The following is a 447-nucleotide window of genomic DNA, read 5'->3' as shown; positions in this document are numbered from 1 at the left end:
CGTCGCAGGCGAAGCCCAGCAGGGCCACGCCTGGGGGCTGCGGCGCGTGGTCCAGTGGCTGTACCCACTGGTGCCAGCGCCGGGCGCCGCTGCCTTCGCCGGCGTCGATGCGGCCTTGCCAGGGGGTCATGTCCAGGTGTGCGTGCATGGGGTTCGTTCTCTCTCGTCTCAGTCCAGGCGCGCGCTGACTCGCGCGGCGCTCTCCAGGGTCCAGCGTTGCAGCTGCTCTGCGCGCGGCTGCACGCGGCTGGCCGGGCCCATCAGGCTCAGCGCGCCGTGCAGGCGGCCACGGCTGTCGAGCAGGGCGGCGCTCACGCCCCACACGCCCTCGTCGATCTCGCCCAGGCTGGTGCTGTAGCCGCAGGCGCGAATCTGCTCCAGCTCTTCGCGCAGCGCTGTGTGTTGACTGGCGTCCAGCCCCTGCTGGGTCAGCAGCGCCTCGAGCTC

General features: G+C 72.5%; 1 protein-coding gene. It reads right to left on the bottom strand.

All coding sequences use genetic code 11. The features are described 5' to 3' along the window. Nucleotides 1-168: 168 nt before the first annotated feature. Nucleotides 169-447: IclR family transcriptional regulator domain-containing protein (locus tag J0A65_RS25845; RefSeq protein ID WP_206597059.1), on the bottom strand; the 279-nt coding region annotated here is incomplete at its 5' end.

Origin of the sequence: Bowmanella yangjiangensis, assembly GCF_017255015.1 — a bacterium.
In the GTDB taxonomy this organism is placed as follows: domain Bacteria; phylum Pseudomonadota; class Gammaproteobacteria; order Enterobacterales; family Alteromonadaceae; genus Bowmanella; species Bowmanella yangjiangensis.
The sequence above is the reverse complement of the archived record's forward strand: the minus strand, read 5'-3'. Positions and strand labels throughout refer to the sequence as shown.